13 protein-coding genes are annotated in these 17,143 nt (G+C 72.1%); 5 read left to right on the forward strand and 8 right to left on the reverse strand.

Going from position 1 to position 17,143, the window contains the following annotated elements:
- Positions 1–7: 7 nt before the first annotated feature.
- On the reverse strand, positions 8–1,981 hold the full coding sequence (locus BIV25_RS33280) for an N-acetylmuramoyl-L-alanine amidase (protein ID WP_071376216.1): 1,974 nt from the start codon (positions 1,979–1,981) through the stop codon (positions 8–10).
- 270 nt (positions 1,982–2,251) lie between these two features.
- Positions 2,252–3,391, reverse strand: a complete 1,140-nt coding sequence (locus BIV25_RS33285; RefSeq protein ID WP_071376217.1) for an aminoglycoside phosphotransferase family protein — start codon at positions 3,389–3,391, stop codon at positions 2,252–2,254.
- Positions 3,392–3,673: 282 nt separating this feature from the next.
- Here BIV25_RS33285 and BIV25_RS33290 point away from each other — a divergent pair, with 282 nt between their 5' ends.
- Entirely contained in the window at positions 3,674–5,164 is a 1,491-nt protein-coding gene (locus tag BIV25_RS33290; protein WP_071376218.1) for a hypothetical protein, read from the forward strand.
- Between the two features lie 85 nt (positions 5,165–5,249).
- Here the strand turns inward: BIV25_RS33290 and BIV25_RS33295 are convergent, their stop codons facing one another.
- Complete coding sequence (locus BIV25_RS33295) at positions 5,250–6,704, reverse strand: PP2C family protein-serine/threonine phosphatase (RefSeq protein WP_071376219.1); 1,455 nt, start codon at positions 6,702–6,704, stop codon at positions 5,250–5,252.
- Positions 6,705–7,051: 347 nt separating this feature from the next.
- On the opposite strand from BIV25_RS33295, the gene BIV25_RS33300 reads away from it, so the two are divergent.
- Together BIV25_RS33300 and BIV25_RS33305 are read left to right on the forward strand one after the other, a co-directional pair.
- Positions 7,052–7,465 (forward strand): SsgA family sporulation/cell division regulator, encoded by a 414-nt coding sequence (locus tag BIV25_RS33300; RefSeq protein WP_071376220.1) that lies wholly within the window; start codon positions 7,052–7,054, stop codon positions 7,463–7,465.
- Between the two features lie 128 nt (positions 7,466–7,593).
- The gene (locus BIV25_RS33305) at positions 7,594–9,627 is read left to right on the forward strand and encodes a phosphocholine-specific phospholipase C (RefSeq protein WP_071376221.1); all 2,034 of its coding nucleotides are present in this window, start codon (positions 7,594–7,596) and stop codon (positions 9,625–9,627) included.
- Here the strand turns inward: BIV25_RS33305 and BIV25_RS33310 are convergent.
- The 3 genes from BIV25_RS33310 to BIV25_RS33320 form a co-directional block, all read right to left on the reverse strand.
- Positions 9,617–10,651: a Gfo/Idh/MocA family protein gene (locus tag BIV25_RS33310; protein WP_079177037.1), complete on the reverse strand. Its 1,035-nt coding sequence runs from the start codon at positions 10,649–10,651 to the stop codon at positions 9,617–9,619. The two genes, BIV25_RS33305 and BIV25_RS33310, sit on opposite strands and share 11 nt — an antisense overlap.
- A 71-nt stretch (positions 10,652–10,722) precedes the next feature.
- Positions 10,723–11,817: a chemotaxis protein gene (locus tag BIV25_RS33315; RefSeq protein WP_071376222.1), complete on the reverse strand. Its 1,095-nt coding sequence runs from the start codon at positions 11,815–11,817 to the stop codon at positions 10,723–10,725.
- A gap of 74 nt (positions 11,818–11,891) precedes the next feature.
- Positions 11,892–12,332 carry a PaaI family thioesterase gene (locus BIV25_RS33320; protein ID WP_256256510.1) on the reverse strand — a complete coding sequence of 147 codons (441 nt, stop codon included), beginning with the start codon at positions 12,330–12,332 and terminating at the stop codon, positions 11,892–11,894.
- A gap of 80 nt (positions 12,333–12,412) precedes the next feature.
- Here BIV25_RS33320 and BIV25_RS33325 point away from each other — a divergent pair, with 80 nt between their 5' ends.
- Together BIV25_RS33325 and asnB are read left to right on the forward strand one after the other, a co-directional pair.
- Positions 12,413–12,850, forward strand: a complete 438-nt coding sequence (locus BIV25_RS33325) for a MarR family winged helix-turn-helix transcriptional regulator (protein ID WP_071376224.1) — start codon at positions 12,413–12,415, stop codon at positions 12,848–12,850.
- A 278-nt stretch (positions 12,851–13,128) separates the two neighbouring features.
- The gene (gene asnB / locus BIV25_RS33330; RefSeq protein WP_071376225.1) at positions 13,129–14,970 is read left to right on the forward strand and encodes an asparagine synthase (glutamine-hydrolyzing); all 1,842 of its coding nucleotides are present in this window, start codon (positions 13,129–13,131) and stop codon (positions 14,968–14,970) included.
- Here the strand turns inward: asnB and BIV25_RS33335 are convergent.
- Both BIV25_RS33335 and BIV25_RS33340 read right to left on the reverse strand, forming a co-directional pair.
- Positions 14,963–15,391 carry a DUF4232 domain-containing protein gene (locus BIV25_RS33335; RefSeq protein ID WP_256256512.1) on the reverse strand — a complete coding sequence of 143 codons (429 nt, stop codon included), beginning with the start codon at positions 15,389–15,391 and terminating at the stop codon, positions 14,963–14,965. The genes asnB and BIV25_RS33335 overlap by 8 nt on opposite strands.
- A gap of 24 nt (positions 15,392–15,415) precedes the next feature.
- Entirely contained in the window at positions 15,416–17,050 is a 1,635-nt protein-coding gene (locus BIV25_RS33340) for an alpha/beta hydrolase (protein ID WP_071376227.1), read from the reverse strand.
- Between the last annotated feature and the right edge of the window lie 93 nt (positions 17,051–17,143).

Consider the following 17,143-nt stretch of genomic DNA (forward strand, 5'->3'; position numbering starts at 1 on the left):
ACACCCCCTAGTCGGCCGAGCCCTCCAGGGTGACGTCCGCGGCGCGGACGAAGCCGACCCGGTGGCCGTACTGGATCTCGTAGTACAGGTCCTTGCCCACCACGACCCGGTGCGAGTCGGTGGTGAAGGTGACCGAGTAGTCGTACTCGCCCGGTACCTCGTCACCGGCCACGTACCGCTGCCCGGCCGGGATCGTGTACGGCAGGGGCACGACCGACTGCACGGGGACGCCCGCCGGATAGGCCTCCTTCTCCGGGTAGGCGCGCCCGTACACCGGGACGCTGGTCAGCCCCTTCCTCGGGGTCACCAGCAGGCCCCTCGCCGGGACCGCCGTGGGCTGCGCCGGCGGGTTGCGGAACCAGGCCTTCTGGCCGAGGTACCAGATCGCCGTCCAGGCGCCCCAGCGGCCCGCGACCGCGTACTGCTGGCCGGTGGAGACCCGCGAGGACACGTCGTTGACATCGATGGTCGGGTCCGTGCCCAGGCCGATGTCCTTGATCAGCGGAGCGCCGGTGTCGTGGTCCGCGTACAGCCGCACCTCGCCGGAGCCATGCGCGGCACAGGGCTCGCCCGAGGTGGTGCAGCCCGTGTACTCCGGCTGGTTCACGGCGTACTCCGGCAGGATGGTCACCACGTCCGACTTCCTGCCCGCGGTGCGCTCGAAGGGGTGGCCCAGCAGCTCGAAGTAGTGCCGCCAGTCCCAGTACGGACCCGGGTCCGTGTGCATACCGGGGATGGTGGACGTGGTCGGGCCGGGCACGTTCTCGTGGCCCAGGATGTGCTCGCGGTCCAGCGGGATGTCGTATGTACGGGCCAGGTACTTCACCAGCCGCGCCGAGGAGCGGTACATCGCCTCCGTGTACCAGGCGTCCGGGTCGGCGAGGAAACCCTCGTGCTCGATGCCGATCGAGGCGGCGTTGACGTACCAGTTGCCCGCGTGCCACGCCACATCCTTCGCCTTGACATGCTGGGCGATCAGACCGTCCGTGGAGCGGACCGTGTAGTTCCAGGACACGTAGGTGGGGTCCTGGATCAGCTTCAGCGTCTCGTCCCAGGCGCCCTCCGTGTCATGGATGACGATGTACCGGATGCGCTGCGACGCCGGCCGGTCGCCGAGGTCGTGGTTGCCGTAGTCGTTGTTGCCGAACTGGGCGTACGGCGCCCAGACCGCCTCGCAGGACACCGACTTCGGGCACTCGATGCCGTCCGTGGACAGCGTGCGCAGGCCCGCCCGCTTCAGCTGAGCGGTGTCGGCGGACACGCGCGGCTCGGCCGCCAGCGTGACCTGCTGACCGTCGTCCGTGGTGCGCTCCTCGCCCGAACGCAGCACGTCGTACACGTCGTTGGCGTACGCCGCCGCGGTCGCCGTGTCGTCCGCGCCGGAGAAGCGGGCCACTGCGGCGTACCAGTCGGCCGGGTCGGTGCTCAGCGGTTCGCCGAGCTGCTTCTGCTCGGTGGCGAGCAGCGCGGCCCCGCCGGCCACGTTCGCCGTCGGGTCGGTGCGCAGCTCCGCGGCCGGCCGGCCCGTCAGCTGCGCCGCCTTCGGCAGCGTCGTCAGCCGGGCCGGGAGCCGCGACTCGGCCGGCACCCTGACCGTGGGACGGACGGCCGGGCGGGAGCCGTCGCCGCGTGCGTCCTCCGTGCCCTCGGCGTGGTGCTCCGTGGCGGCGATCGCGGTTCGGGCGTCGGTCAGGTGCATGGGGCCGTAGCCGCCGGTCACGCTCGGCGCGCCGCCGTGCCAGTCCCAGCGGGACTGGAGGTAGGAGACGGCCAGCAGAACGCTCTGCGGCACGTGGTACTCGGCCGCGGCGCCGGCGAAGGCCTGCTGGAGCCGGTGCGCGGAGGAGTTGACGGTGGTGCTCTGCGCGGGAGCCGCGCCGAGCAGCGGCAGCAGCAGGGCCGCCGAGGCGAGCGGAACGGCAGCCCGCCGTAGATGTCTGTGGCCGGGAGTGGACAGGGAATCGGTGGCGGAACCTCGCAATGCGGCCTCCTGTGACAGGCGGGCGTGCAGGGTCGTACGGCGCCGAGCTGGGTCAGTGGTACCGGCTTGCCGACGATCCGTCAATGATGCATTCGGGCCGTTGATTTCCCCTGCCACAAGGGGGTTTCGGCGAGTTTCGCCCCGGCCGGGCACGGGCCTGCGGGGCGTCACAGGCATACACCAGTGGTGGCCCGGGGCGGGTGGCGCGCCCGGACGCACGAAGGTCCGCGATGCGCCGCCGCTCTGGCGCACCGCGGACCCTCGTGCCCGTCAGCGGGTACCGACTGCCGCTCGTACGGCCTTGCGGGCCAGCTGACAGTCGTCGTGCAGCCGCCGAAGCAGCAGCCGCTGTTCCTCGCCGGACGGCGCGGCTCCCGGCTGGACCGGGGCCACCGGAGCCGTGTCCTGCATCGAACGCTGCACCGCGGTCTCGTACGTCCGGATCTCCCGGGTGAGCAGCAGCATCAGGTTCACCAGGAAGGCGTCCCGGGAGGCCGGGCCCGCCGACTGGGCGATCTGGCTGATCTGCCGCCGGGCCACCGGCGCGTCCCCGAGGACCAGCCACAGCGTGGCCAGGTCGTACCCCGGCAGATACCAGCCCGCGTGCTCCCAGTCCACCAGCACTGGACCGGCCGGGGACAACAGGATGTTCGACAGCAGGGCGTCGCCGTGGTTGAACTGGAGCATGCCGTGCCGGCCGACCTCGTGGGCGATGCCGTGCAGCAGCTTCTGGAGGTCGCCGAGGTCCCGGTCGGTGAGCAGGCCCAGCTCGTGGAACCGGGCGATCCGGGCGCCGTACTCCAGCGGCTTGTCGAACGTACCCGCGGGAGGCCGCCAGGCGTTCACCCGGCAGATCGCGCCCAGCGCGACCCGGATGTCCGGCCGCGGCGGTGCCTCCACCGGATGCCGCTGGAGCGCAGCCACCCGGCCCGGCATCCGCTCGATCACCAGGGTGCAGTTGTCCGGATCCGCCGCGATCAGCCGGGGCACACGGACCGGGGGTCGGTGCCGGACGAACGAGCGGTATGCGGCTATTTCGTGGCGGATCCGCTCGGCCCAGGCGGGCGAGCGGTCCAGCAGGCACTTGGCCACGGCCGTACTGCGCCCGGTCGTCCCCACGATCAGGACGGAGCGCCCGCTGCGCCGCAGCACCTGCACGGGAGCGAACTCCGGGCAGATCCGGTGCACGGAGGCGATCGCGGCGCGCAGTTGGGCCCCCTGAGGGCCGGACAGGTCGAGTCTCCCGCTGAGCGGCGGCGTACCGGGCTGGCCCGGCACGCGCCGGAGCCGGCCCGCGACCGGTACGGGTCCGCCCGGACGCGCCACCGGGTCGAGGTACGGCCCGCCGCCCGCCGGGCGGGAGCGCAGCGGCCGGGGCGGGGCGGACACGGAGGACGATGCTGCGTACATGGGAGAAACAGATCCCTTCGTGTGCCTGCGGTGCCTGCCTGTGCAAGTCCTTGCGCGCAACCCGGCCCGGTCGCCCGGGACACCCTGGGGAATGCCCCTGTCATATCGACGCCCGTCGGCTCTCGCCGACTTGGGGTGACCGGGTCGGGGTGGCGCGTTCCTACCTGACACCCGATGGGCAGTGGCACACCATCTGGCGCACCCTGGCGAACCCTGGCGAATAGTCGCTCGGCAACCTCCACGGGGCTACTGTCAAGTCAGCCGAGAACCTGGGGGCTTGAAGTGAGCGGACAACCCAACACCCGCCTTTCGGACCTGTTCGGCCTGGCCGGCTGGTCCAAGGGCGAACTCGCGAGGCTGGTCAACAAGCAGGCGGCGGCCATGGGCCACCCCCAGTTGTCGACCGACACCTCCCGGGTACGGCGTTGGATCGACATGGGAGAGATCCCGCGCGATCCGGTGCCGCGGGTGCTGGCGGCCCTGTTCACCGAGCGTCTCGGCCGTGTCGTGACCATCGAGGACCTCGGTCTGGTGCGGCACGGGCGTAACGGGAAACGGCAGGACGGCGGGATCGAGGAACATCCCGACGGCGTGCCGTGGGCGCCCGAGCGCACGGCTGCGGTCCTCACCGAATTCACGGGAATGGACCTCATGCTCAACCGACGCGGCTTGGTGGGCGCGGGTGCCGCGCTCGCCGCGGGATCCACACTCAGCAGCGCCATGCACGACTGGCTGCACACCGACCCGGCCCTGAAGGCCGACGCCCCCGTCCTCGACGACCCCCTGCACGCCGACCCCGCTGGGTTCGACCGTTACGAGGCCGCCCCCATCGGATCGCAGGAGGTGGAGGAGCTGGAGCGCTCGGTCGAGGTGTTCCGCGCCTGGGACGCGGCCCGCGGCGGCGGGCTTCAGCGCAAGGCGGTCGTGGGCCAGCTCAACGAGGTGGGCGGCATGCTCGCCTACCACCATCCACCCCATCTCCAGCGCCGCCTGTGGGGCGTCGCGGCCAACCTCGCCGTCCTCGCGGGCTGGATGTCGCACGACGTCGGCCTGGAGCCCACGGCGCAGAAGTACTTCGTCATCGCCGCCCATGCCGCCCGCGAGGGCGGCGACCGCCCCCGCGCGGGGGAGGCCCTGTCCCGGGCGGCCCGGCAGATGGTGCACCTGGGCCGGCCCGACGACGCCCTGGACCTGATGAAGCTCGCCCAGACCGGCTCCGGCGAGCGCCTTCAGCCGCGTACGAAGGCGATGTTCCACACCATCGAGGCCTGGGCGCAGGCCTCGATGGGCAAGGGCCAGGCGATGCGCCGCACGCTCGGTCAGGCGGAGGACCTCTTCGTCACCGACCGGCAGGACGTGGAACCGCCGGACTGGATGCAGACCTTCAAGGACGAGGACCTGTACGGCATGCAGGCCCTCGCCTATCGCACGCTGGCGGACTTCGACCCGAGTGCGGCCGCGCACGCTCAGTACTACGCGGAGAAGGCGCTGGCCCTGCGCGTCGACGGGCGGGAGCGGTCGAAGATCTTCGACCATCTGTCCATGGCGTCGGCCTGCTTCATCGCCGACGATCCGGAACAGGCCGACCGCTTCGCCCGGCTGGCCCTGATGTCGATGGGCTCGAACTCCTCGCGTCGCACCTGGGACCGGCTGCGCCAGATGTACCAGCTGACCGCCCAGTACGCCGAGTACCCGAAGATCCACCAACTGCGGGAGGAGATCAGGAGTGCCCTGCCCACGCCGAGGGCCAAGGGCAGCAGCGCTCAGGCGTGAGCGCACGGGCACAGGAGGCCCGCGCGCTCGTTTCGTTTCCCTTACCGGTCGCACCGGTTGTGCCGGTTGATGCGTCTTCCGGGGCTCAGACCGTGATCCTGGCGACGAGTACGCACGCGTCGTCCTCGCGTCCGGCTCCGCCGAACTCCTCGACCACCGTCCGCACACAGTCCTGCGCGCTGCACGCCGCGCCGAACCGTGGGCCGAGGCCGAGCAGCCGGTCCACGGCCGCCGTCGGGGTCTGCCCCGGCACCAGCCCGTCGGTGTGCAGCAGCAGGACGTCGCCCGGCCGGAGAGTCTCGTCGGCCTGCCCGTAGACGGCACCCGAGGTCGCGCCGAGCAGCACGCCGTCCGGCGCGGTCAGCATCCGCCCCGTCCCGTCGCGGTAGAGCAGCGGGGCGGGGTGTCCTGCCTGCGCCCAGACCAGCGTGCGGGTGTCGGGCCGGTAGCGGCAGCAGACGGCGCTGCCCAGGGCGGGCTGCACGGTGGCGTCCAGCAGCTGGTTGAGCATGCCCAGGAGGTCACCCGGACCGGTGCCGGCCAGCGCCATGCCGCGTACGGCACCGAGCAGCATGGCCATGCCCGAGGCGACGGCGACCCCGTGTCCGGTGAGGTCGCCGACGCTGAGCAGGGTCTCGCCGCAGGGCAGGTCCAGCGCGTCGTACCAGTCGGCGCCGATGAGAGTGCTCGCCGCCGCGGGGAGGCGCTGGGCGGCGAGGTCGAGGGGGCTCGGACCCGGGGGCGGGAGCCGCAGGGAGCCGAGCCAGGGCGGTAGTACGGCCTCCTGCACCTCGGCCGCGATCCGGTGCTCGGTCTGTTCCTCCCTGCGTCGGCGGTGCAGGGAGTCACGGGTCTCGCGCACCGTGCGCTGGGTGCGGCGCAGCTCGCTGACGTCGCGCAGCACGGCCCACATCGACGCGGTGCCGCCGTCGGCGCCGAGTACGGGCTCGCCCATCATGTGCACCGTGCGTTCGGAGCCGTCGGGCCGTGCGACGCGGAACTCGCCGTCGATCGGCCTGCCGTCGACCAGGCAGCCTGTCACCATCGAGGTCAGCTTCGGCCGGTCCTCCTCCAGGACCAGCGAGGGCAGCTCGTCCAGGGTGAGGGCGGGGTCGGCCGGGTCGCGGCCGAGGATCTGGTACAGCTCGCCGGACCAGGTCGCCTCGTCGGTCAGCAGGTTCCACTCCGCGCTGCCGACCCTGCTGAGCAGCGAGCCGTGCGGGGGAGCGGACGGCGCTCGGCGGGGTCCGGGCGCCGCGCCGGGCCGGGCCGGGGCGGGCTGGGGGGAGGCGGCCGGCGCGAGGTCCGGCCCGTCCCGGAGCTGGGCCAAGTGGGTGTCCAGGTCGTCCAGTTGGTGCAGGGCGAGGTCGTACAGGGCGCGCTGCCAGCGTTCCTCGGGGTCCGCACCGTCGATCCGGGTGTCCCGTCGTACGGCGTCCACGTCGCCCTTGAGCCGCCGCGTCTGTGTGATCAGCGCCTCGACCGAGCCGCGCCCGGGAGGCTGGGCGGCTGGGCGGCCCGCGGAGACTGGGGACGGCATGACGCACTCCGAAGGGGGACGAAACGGCCAGGGCGGGACGGGGGACCGTTACGACTGTGGCACAGCCCGCGACGCCCTGTAAGGGATTTGGCAACACACGATACGGTGGTGCTTCCGGCATATGCCAGAGTCTTCCGGGAGTGATCCGCAGGCACGAATGACGTACGCGCCGGGCGGGACAAGTCGTAGAAAACCTACGAGAGTTGGCCCGTGTGAGCGATCTTCGCGTGGCGCCCACGCGCGTGTTCGACGCGTCTCTGTTCGCCTCCGTGTCGACCGGCCTGTACTCATCGAACTCTGACCGGATTTGGCGGCATGCGAAGGGCCTTCCCGCACTCCATATAAACATGGAGACCACTGTCGAACAGCCCGTGCTCGCCCGGCTCATCACGGCCGAGGATCAGGAGATCCCGGTGTCGGCAACCTTGCGGTACACCGCCGACGATCCGCTGGCCGTCTTCGTCGACTTCCCCGCAGAGGCGTCCCTGGAGGGCGAGGACGTCACCTGGACCTTCGCGCGCTCCCTGCTCGACGACGGGCTGCGCGCCCCGGCCGGTCACGGGGACGTACAGATCTGGCCGTACGGCCGCACCCGGACGGTGCTGGAGTTCCACTCGCCGCACGGCATGGCTCTGCTCCAGTTCCAGTCCTCGGCCCTGCGCCGATTCCTGCTGCGGACCTACGCGGCGGTGGCGCCCGGACAGGAGGACGTGGCACGGGTGGTGGAACGGGGGCTGAGCGCTCTGTTCGGCGGGGTCTGAGCGGTGCGGGTGTCCTTTGACTTCTGTTCACCTCCGCCTCACCGCACGGGTATGGACCCTGACGATCACCCCGTGCACCCTGTCGCGCGGTGTGCCGCACGGGCGCACCGGTGACGAGGACGGGGCGAATGACACCGATCAGCCGCAGAGGCTTCGTGGGACTGGGCGCGTCCGTCGCGGCGGGTGTGGCGCTGGGCGCCGGCACCACCCGTACGGCGTCGGCGTCGGCCGCAGCGGCCACGGCGACGGGCACCATCAAGGACGTACAGCACGTGGTGATCCTCATGCAGGAGAACCGCAGCTTCGACCACTACTTCGGCCGTCTGAAGGGCGTGCGCGGCTTCGACGACCGCAGCGGCATCGCCCTCGGCGGGGGGTACCCGGTCTTCAACCAGCCGAACGGGGTGGGCCGGCAGTACCCGTGGAAGCTGAGCGCGACCCCGTCCGCCGGCGGCAAGGACGGCGAGACGCTGGCGCAGTGCAACGGCGACCTGCCGCACTCGTGGTCCTCGCAGCACTCCGCCTGGAACAAGGGCCGGATGGACAACTGGGTCGCGGGCGTCGGCAACGTCCGCTCGCTCGGCTACCTGGACCGCTCCGACATCCCGTTCCACTACGCGCTCGCGGACAACTACACCGTCTGCGACGCCTACTTCTGCTCCACCCTCAGCGCCACCGGCCCCAACCGCACCTTCCTGTGGAGCGGCAAGGTCGACTCCTCCTCGTACGACGGCGGCGACGAGTCCGGCCTGACCTGGCAGACCTACGCCGAGGCGCTCCAGGCCGCCGGGGTGTCCTGGAAGGTCTACCAGAACGCGGCCGACAACTACGGGGACAACGGCTGCGCCTACTTCAAGAACTTCGCGAACGCCAAGGCGGGCGATCCGCTGTACGACCGGGGCATGTCCTCGGTGCCGGGCGTGACGGGCTCGACCCCGGACGACATCGCCGCCGCGATCAAGGCCGACGTCGTCGCGGGCACCCTCCCCCAGGTCTCCTGGGTGGTCGCCAACCAGGCGTTCTCCGAGCACCCCTACGCCCCGCCCGGCGACGGCGCCCACTTCGTGAGCATGGTCTACCAGGCCCTCGCCGCCGACCCGGACGTGTTCGACTCGACCGTCCTGTTCCTCAACTACGACGAGAACGACGGCTACTTCGACCACGTGCCCCCGCCGGTGCCGCCCGCCGGCACGGCCGGGGAGTTCCTGAACGGCGTGCCCTTCGGCTTCGGCTTCCGCGTCCCGATGATCGTCATCTCGCCCTGGACCCGCGGCGGCTGGGTCTCCTCGGAGGTCTTCGAGCACACCTCGGTGCTGCGTTTCCTGGAGACCTGGACGACCGCGCTCGGCACGCCCGTGCGGTGCGCCAACATCAGCGACTGGCGGCGCAAGGTCAGCGGCGACCTCACCGGCGTCTTCGACTTCGCCAACCCGGTCCACGGAGCGGTCCCGCTGCCCGCGACCAGCGTCATCGGCATCAACACCTGCGGCCCGCTGCCCAATCCGGTGCCCACCGACAACGCCCTGCCCGCCCAGGAGTCCGGCACCCGGCCCGCCCGCGCGCTGCCGTACCAGCCGAACGGCTACCTGGACCACCTGGAGTTCGACGCGGCCGGCAAGACCCTCGCCTGGTTCACCATGACCAACCAGGGCACCCCGGCCTCCCGCGCCGCCCACTTCTCCATCCACCCGAACGCCTACCGCGACACCACGCCGTACCAGTACACGGTCGACGCGGGCGGCACCGCCTCCGACTTCTTCAACATCGGGACCGGCTTCGGCGGCGGACAGTACGACCTGACCATGGTCGGCCCCAACCGCTTCCTGCGCCGCTTCCAGGGGGACGCCACGAAGGCGGGCAAGTCGGCCGAGGTGCGCGCCCGTTACGCCGTCGAGCCCGGCACCGGCAAGCTCGCGCTCTACATCAAGATGACCAACTCCGGATCGTCGTCGGTGAAGTTCACCATCACCTCGAACCACTACCGCGGCGACGGCCCCTGGACCTACACCGTCGCCGCGGGCGCCTCGACGGAGGACTTCTTCAACGCCGTCGCGTACCAGAACGGCTGGTACGACTTCACGGTGACCGCCGACGCCGACGCGACCTGGTCGCGCCGGCTCACCGGGCACCTGGAGACGGGCGGCGCGAGCGTCAGCGGCTGACCTCGGCGCAGCTGTCGTACAGCTCCGGGCGCGGGGCGAGGGCGACGGCCATCCGGCCGCCCTGCTCCAGCGCCCGGACCCCCGCCTCGGCGACGACGGAGGCCGCGTAGCCGTCCCAGGCGGTCGCGCCGGTGGCCTCGCCGCGCCGGGCGGCGTCGACCCATGCCTGCACCTCGCGGTCGTAGGCGGCGGCGAAGCGCACGAGATAGTCCTGCGCCACCTCCTCGTGAGCGGTGCCGCCGGTGGTGACCACCATGGTGTGCTCGGCGCCGACCCGGGCGCTGCCCCGCTCGCACACGGCCTCGCAGCGCACCTGGTAGCCGAAGCCGCAGTTCACGAAGACCTCGACGTCCACCAGCGCGCCGCGGTCGGTCTCGAACAGCACGAACTGCGGGTCGAGCAGGCCGGCCGGGGCGCCCGCGGAGGGCGCGGGCCGCAGCACGGTCACCGCCGTCAGCTCCTGCCCGAGCAGCCAGCGGGCCGCGTCGATCTCGTGCGAGACCGAGCTGTTCACCAGCATCGCGCTGGTGAAACCGGGCGGCGAGGAGACATTGCGGTGGGTGCAGTGCAGCATCAGCGGCCGGCCGAGGCTCCCGCCGTCCAGCAGCGCCTTCAGCCGCCGGTACTCGGCGTCGTGACGGCGCATGAAGCCGATCTGCGCGAGCCGGCGGCCCAGCCGGGCCTCGGCCTCCACGATCCGCAGCGCACCGGCGGAGTCCGGGACCATGGGCTTCTCGCACAGCACCGGCAGGCCCCGGGCGAACGCGGCGAGCAGCGCCTCCTCGTGCGCCGGTCCCGGGGAGGCGATGAGTACGGCGGCGACACCGGGCGCGTCGAGCGCGGCCTCCGCGTCCGCGTGCACGCTCACTCCGACGAGGCCGGCCACCGCCTCCTTCGCCCGCTCGACGTCCGGGTCGGCCACGGCCGCGACCCTGGCGCCGTTCACCACTTGATCAAGCCGTCGTATGTGATCGGCCCCCATGTGCCCCGCACCCAGTACCGCCACACCCAGCAGGTCACCCATGCGTGCGCTCCCTTACGCCGACGATCACGCCGTAGCGTACGCCGCGCAGGGAGCGCCGCCGGGGGAGTGGCTCAGTACCGCAGCACACCCGCGATCCCGTCGGCGTCGCCCAGGGCGCCGTCGGGTACGAAGCGGACGGCGGCGCCGGTCTCCAGGCACTGCTCGACGATCTCGTCGACGATGTCCTCGCGGGCCTCCAGGTCGCCAGGCGCGGCTGGCACCAGATGGTCGCCGAGGTCGTTGGCGGTCGCCCGGAAGTTCTCCTCGACGGCGAGCAGCCGCACCCGGCCCTCGCGGGCGCTCTGCCACAGCTCGTCCAGACCGGCCGCGTAGGTCCGGTGGCCGCGCGCCGAGGTCAGCTCGCTCACCACGGTCGAGGCGTCCTTGCGGGCCGCGGCCTGCAGCACCGGCCGCAGCGCCTGCCACACGGCCTCGGGACCGGCGTGCGCGAGGCCGCCGTGCGGGATCTGCACGGCGTTGCCGGCCACGCTGCCGGCCTCGTCCAGCAGGGACAGCGCCGCCTGCTCACCGGTGACGTACAGCGGCCGGGGCTGCTCGCGCAGGAGCGCGGCCATCGCGGTGTCCGCGTCGCGCAGGAACTGGCGGGTGGCCTCGTCACGGTACGCGCTCGGGGTGTCGCCGATCTGCTCCTGGCGCTCCGGGTCGAAGTTGCGCTCCGGGCGCTCCAGCGGGAAGCCGCCGGAGTCGTCGGCCACGACGCGGTCCTCGCCGCCGCTCCACAGGGTGACGCGGTCCGCGGAGACCGACAGCACCCAGAACGGCCGCTCGGCCGCCTGCGCGGCGACCAGGTTGCGGGTGAGGAAGGTGTCCGAGAGCACCACCCGCTCGGGGACGGTGCGGGCCAGGGACCACACCTGGTGCTCGCCCGGGGCGGCGAAGATCACCAGGCCGTCCTCGGCGTGCGCGAGGTCGACCTCGGACAGGGCCCGTTCGAGGTGGGCCTCGACGTCGTTGCGTCGTTCACGGGTGACGGCGGGGTCGGCCTCCAGGCGTTTGCGTGCCTCGGTGAGGACATTGCGCAGCCGGACGGGGTCCTGCCCGTTCTCCGGTTCACGGCGGTGTGTCGGGGTCAGCACGGACACCGCCGGGTAGGGACGCGGGCGCCGCAGTTCGGCCAGGGTCGCGGGACTCAGTGCGTGCTCCATGACAGCACGATAGGGCCGATTCACGGATGGGGCATTCGGGGCAATCCCGCCGGGCGGGAGGGATGTTTCCCGGGTCAGGCCGTGGTGGCGGGTACGGCCGGTGCGCCCACCGCGACCGATCCCTGGGCCACCGCGCACAGGGTCTGCCTGCCGTCGTCGTCGACCACGCAGAGGTCGCAGCGGCACACGACCCGGCTGCGCCCCGCCCGGATCACCCGGGCGTGGGCGCGCAGCGTCGCGCCCCGGGCCGGGCGCAGGTAGTCGATGGCGTACCCGGCGGTGATCAGCCGGGACCCGGCCACGCTGCCCGCGGCGAAGGTCAGCGCGTTGTCGGCCGCGTAGCCGAGCACTCCGCCGTGCAGGAAGCCGTACTGCTGGAGCAGTTCCTCCCGGACGTCGAGTTCGAGGGTCGCCTCGCCGTCACCGAAGGCCACGAGACGGGCCCCGAGCAGGGCGCTGAAGGGCTGTGCGGCCAGGACCTTCCGGGCGGCCGACAGATCAGGGACGTCGGGCACGGCACGCCTCGCTCTCCTCATCTCACTTCACTAGTGAAGTGAGAGTGGCGCCGGTCTGCCGCCTCTGTCAACATCGGCCCATGTCCGAGCCCGACCAGCGCCTGTTCTTCCTGCTTCAGCGGGCAGCGCACCAGCTGCGCACCGCGGCGGACCGCCGGCTGCTGGCCGCGGCCGGAATCACCTCGGCGCAGCTCGGCGCGCTGTACGCGGTGCGTGACCGGCCCGGGATCACCCAGCGGGAACTCGCCGCGGACCTGGGCCTGCGCGAGTCCGGCGTCACCGCGCTCGTCACCCGGCTCACCGCCGCCGGACTGGTCGACAAGCGTGCCCACCCCCGCGAACACCGCGCCGTGGTGCTGGAGTTGACCGATGCCGGTGCCGCGGCGCTGGTTGCCGCCGGGCCGGAGGTCGACCGGTTCAACGCAGGCCTGCGCGCCGCGCTCGGCACGGACGGCTTCAGCCGCGCGGCCGGGGCATTGCGGACGCTCACCCGCTGGGAGCCCCCCACCGCGCCGTGACGCCGCGATCGTGGTGAAGTTTTTGCCCGTGGCCGGTTCATGGCGGCAGCGGCCCGGCAGGACCGGCTTCACCGGATTTCGTGCAAGCAAAAAGCGGCCGAAACCATGGGGTGAAGGGGTCGTCCGTGTTACGCCCACATTGACTGCCTCGGGCAACTGACGGACGCTCGACATATAGGTGCTTGTTACAAGTGGTTCTTCGACCGGAATCCGACTTCCATAGAGACAGCGCAGGTGAGCGCGGAGGCCGGCCGTGAACCGGAGGCAGGAGGTAACGCATGTGCGGCATGACCGGATGGGTCTCCTTCGACCGTGACCTGACCACCGAGGCCACCACATTGCATGCGATGACCGAGACGATGGCCTGCCGGGGCCCGGACGACCGCGGCACCTGGACCGAGGGCCCGGCCGCCCTGGGCCACCGCCGTCTTGCGATCATCGACCTTCCCGGCGGCCGGCAGCCGATGTCCCTGTCGACCCCCCAGGGGAACATCGCCATGGTCTATACCGGGGAGGCCTACAACTTCACCGAGCTGCGCCGCGAACTCGAGGCCCGCGGGCACCGGTTCACCACCGACTCCGACACCGAGGTCGTCCTGCACGGCTACCTCGAATGGGGCGACCAGGTCGCCGAACGCCTCAACGGCATGTACGCGTTCGCCGTCTGGGACGGTCGTCACGACAAGCTCGTGATGATCCGCGACCGCATGGGCATCAAGCCGTTCTACTACTACCCCACCGCCGACGGCGTCCTGTTCGGCTCCGAGCCCAAGGCGATCCTCGCCAACCCGCTGGCCCGCCGCCGGGTCACGCTGGACGGCCTGCGCGAGCTGTTCGTCATGGTCAAGACGCCCGGGCACGCGATCTGGGACGGCATGCGCGAGGTGGAACCCGGCACCGTCGTCACCGTCGACCGCACCGGCATCGGCACCCGCGTCTACTGGCGGCTGCGGACCCTCGCGCACACCGACGACCGTGCCGCCTCCATCGCCACCGTCCGTTCCCTGCTCGACGACATCGTGCGCCGACAGCTCGTCGCCGACGTGCCGCGCTGCACCCTGCTCTCCGGCGGCCTCGACTCCTCCGCGATGACCGCGATCGCCGCCCGCCAACTCGCCGAACAGGGCGAGAAGGTACGCAGCTTCGCCGTCGACTTCGTCGGCCAGACCGACAACTTCGTCGCCGACGAACTGCGCGGCACCCCCGACACGCCCTTCGTGCACGACGTGGCCCGGCTCGCGAAGACGGATCACCAGGACATCGTGCTCGACTCCCAGTCCCTCGCCGATCCCGCCGTGCGCGAGCAGGTGATCCGCGCCCGCGATCTGCCGTCCGGCCTGGGCGACATGGACTCCTCGCTGCTGCTGCTCTTCCGCGCCATCCGCGAGAAGTCCACCGTCGCGCTGTCCGGCGAGTCCGCCGACGAGGTCTTCGGCGGCTACCTCCAGTTCTTCGACGAGGAGGTGCGCCGTACCGACACCTTCCCCTGGCTGGTGCACTTCGGACGGCACTTCGGCGACGACACCGACGTCCTGCGCACCGACCTGGCCAAGTCCCTCGACCTGGAGAGCTACATCGCCGACGGCTACCGTACGGCCGTCGCCACGATCGACCGGCTGGACGGCGAGAGCGACTTCGAGTACCGGATGCGGCAGATCAGCCATCTGCATCTCACCCGCTTCGTGCGCATCCTGCTCGACCGCAAGGACCGGATGAGCATGGCCGTGGGCCTGGAGGTCCGCGTGCCGTTCTGCGACCACCGCCTGGTCGAGTACGTCTACAACGCCCCCTGGGCCGTGAAGTCCTTCGACGGCCGGGAGAAGAGCCTGCTGCGGGAGGCGGCCGCGGACGTCCTGCCGCGCTCGGTGTACGACCGGGTGAAGAGCCCGTACCCCTCCACCCAGGACCCGCTGTACGCCGTCGCGCTGCGCGAGCAGGTCAAGGACCTGCTGTCCCGGCCCTCGCACCCCGTCTTCGACCTGCTCGACCGGGAGCGGGTCCGGGCGGCCGCCGAGCGGGACACCCCGGTCAGCAGCCAGACGGAGCGGCGCGGTCTGGAGCGCACGCTGGACTTCGCGCTGTGGCTGGACACCTACGCGCCGGAGCTGGTGCTCAGCTGAGGCCGATGGCCCGGTCCGCGGTGAAGGTGCGGCCCGCGTGCGCGGCCGAGGCGGCCACGGTGCGGCCGTCCGTCCGGCGGGCCCCGGGGTCCGCCGGGTCACGGACGGTGCGCACGTCCGCGTAGGCGCTCGCGCCCGCCGCGAGCCGGTGGTCGCCGGTGCCGCCCGCCGGTACCGGCACAGCCGCCCCGTCCAGGTCCCCGAAGGTCACCGTGGGCACCCGGTCGACGGCGCACGCACGCGTGCCGCGGTTGGTGACGCTGATGCGCACCGTGGTCGTCCGGCCGGGCACGGCCCGCGCCCGGACCGTCAGTGACGACTCGGCGCAGCGGGCGGTCCGGGCATGAGCGGCGGGGCCGAGGCGGTGGGTACGGCGAGGGCGGCCCGGATGCGCATCACGGTCTCTCCCTGTCGCGGTCACGCGCCTGACGTCAGCCGACAGTCGTCAGTCGTCCGAGTCCGTGGTGTCGCTCCAGTCCTTCCCGTCGGCCGGGCAGGAACTGCCGCTCGGCGGCAGGGAGCCGTACAGCAGGAAGTCGTCGACCTTCTCGTGCACGCACGTGGAGGAGGTGTACCCGGTGTGGCCGTCGCCCTTGTTGTCCAGCACCACCGCCGACGACCCCAGCCGCGCGGCCGTCTCCACGGTCCACTGGTACGGCGTCGCCGGGTCCCCGCGCGTGCCCACGAGCAGCATGTCGCCGGTGTCGACGTTCTTGACCCGGTCGCGGACGAAGTCGGTGCCCCTGGGGCGGCCGTAGCACATGAGCAGCTGGGTCAGCCGGTAGCGGCCGAAGACCGGGGAGGCCTGCTCGTACCGGGCCCGCAGGTCCTTGAGGTCCGCGACGATCCGGTTGGCGTCGGGCCGGTCGGGGTCGTCCGCGCAGTTGATCGCCATCAGCGCGGCCATCAGGTTGTCCGTCGGGACGTCCTGCGGACCGACGACGCCGCCCTTCTTGTGGTGCCCGCCGGAGGCGTCCGCCGTCGCCGTGCCCGACCGAACGGGCAGGCTGGAGCCGCCGGTGGCGAAGGCCAGCACGCCGCGGGTGTCGCCCTCCTGCGTCAGCGAGGCCAGCGCCCGCTCCAGCGAGGGCCACAGCTCCTTGCTGTAAAGGCCCTGCCCGATGGCGCCCACCAGGTCCTGCCCGGACAGGCTGCCGCCGAGGTCCGTCGCGACCGGGTGCGCGTCGAGCGAGTGCACCAGCCGCACGATCTGCTCCCCGGCGGAGCGCCGGTCCTGGCCGAACGGGCAGGCGACGTCCGTCGTACACCAGTCCAGGAAATCGTCCAGCGCGGTCTGCTGTCCCTCGGCTCCGGCCACCCCCTGCTCGGACAGTGGCTCCGTCAGGGTGTCCACGCCGTCGAGGGCGAACCGGCCGACCTTGTGCGGGAACTCGGCCGCGTAGACCGCGCCGAGCCGGGTCCCGTAGGAGAAGCCCAGGTAGTTGAGCTTCTTGTCGCCGAGAGCCTGGCGGATCACGTCGAGGTCGCGGGCGGCGTCCACGGTGCCTATGTGGGCGAGCACCGGGCCGGAGTGCCGGGCGCACTCGGCGGCGGCCAGCTTCAACTGCCGCAGCAGTTCGCGGGGATGGTCGAGGCCGGCGCTGTCGTCCGGCAGGTCGGAAACCTCGTCGGCGCCCGCGCCGCAGCTGACGGGGGAGGAGCGGCCGACGCCGCGCGGGTCGAAGGTGACCACGTCGTAGCCGTTGGTCAGGTCCATGAACTCCCGCCCGTCCGAGGCGAGTTCACTGATCCCGGCGCCGCCGGGGCCGCCGAAGTTCAGCAGCACCGAGCCGTGCGAGGCGCCGGTCGCGCGGTAGCGGGCCAGGGCTATGTCGAGGGTTCCCGAGCGCGGACGGGCGTAGTCGAGCGGGACGGTGACCGCGGTGCACTGGAGGTCCTTCGGCATGTCCGGGCTCGTGCAGGGCGACCATGTCGGCTTCTGCCGGTAGAACCGGGACAGGTCCGGCTGCGGCCGGGCGGCGGCGGCCGCGGGCAGTCCGGCGCCGAGCAGCGCCAGAGCGAGGGCTCCGGCTCCCGCGCAGCGCCGCACGGCGGACCGTGTGGTCGGCTTGGCCTGCATCGATCGCCTCCCGGGACGCCTGTCGCGGACCGGGGGACGGCGCCCTCGGATCACCATAAGCGGGCCGTGGAGCGCCCGCCTCCGGGCGTGCGG

The sequence above is a fragment of the Streptomyces sp. MUSC 14 genome (assembly GCF_001866675.1).
GTDB lineage: Bacteria > Actinomycetota > Actinomycetes > Streptomycetales > Streptomycetaceae > Streptomyces.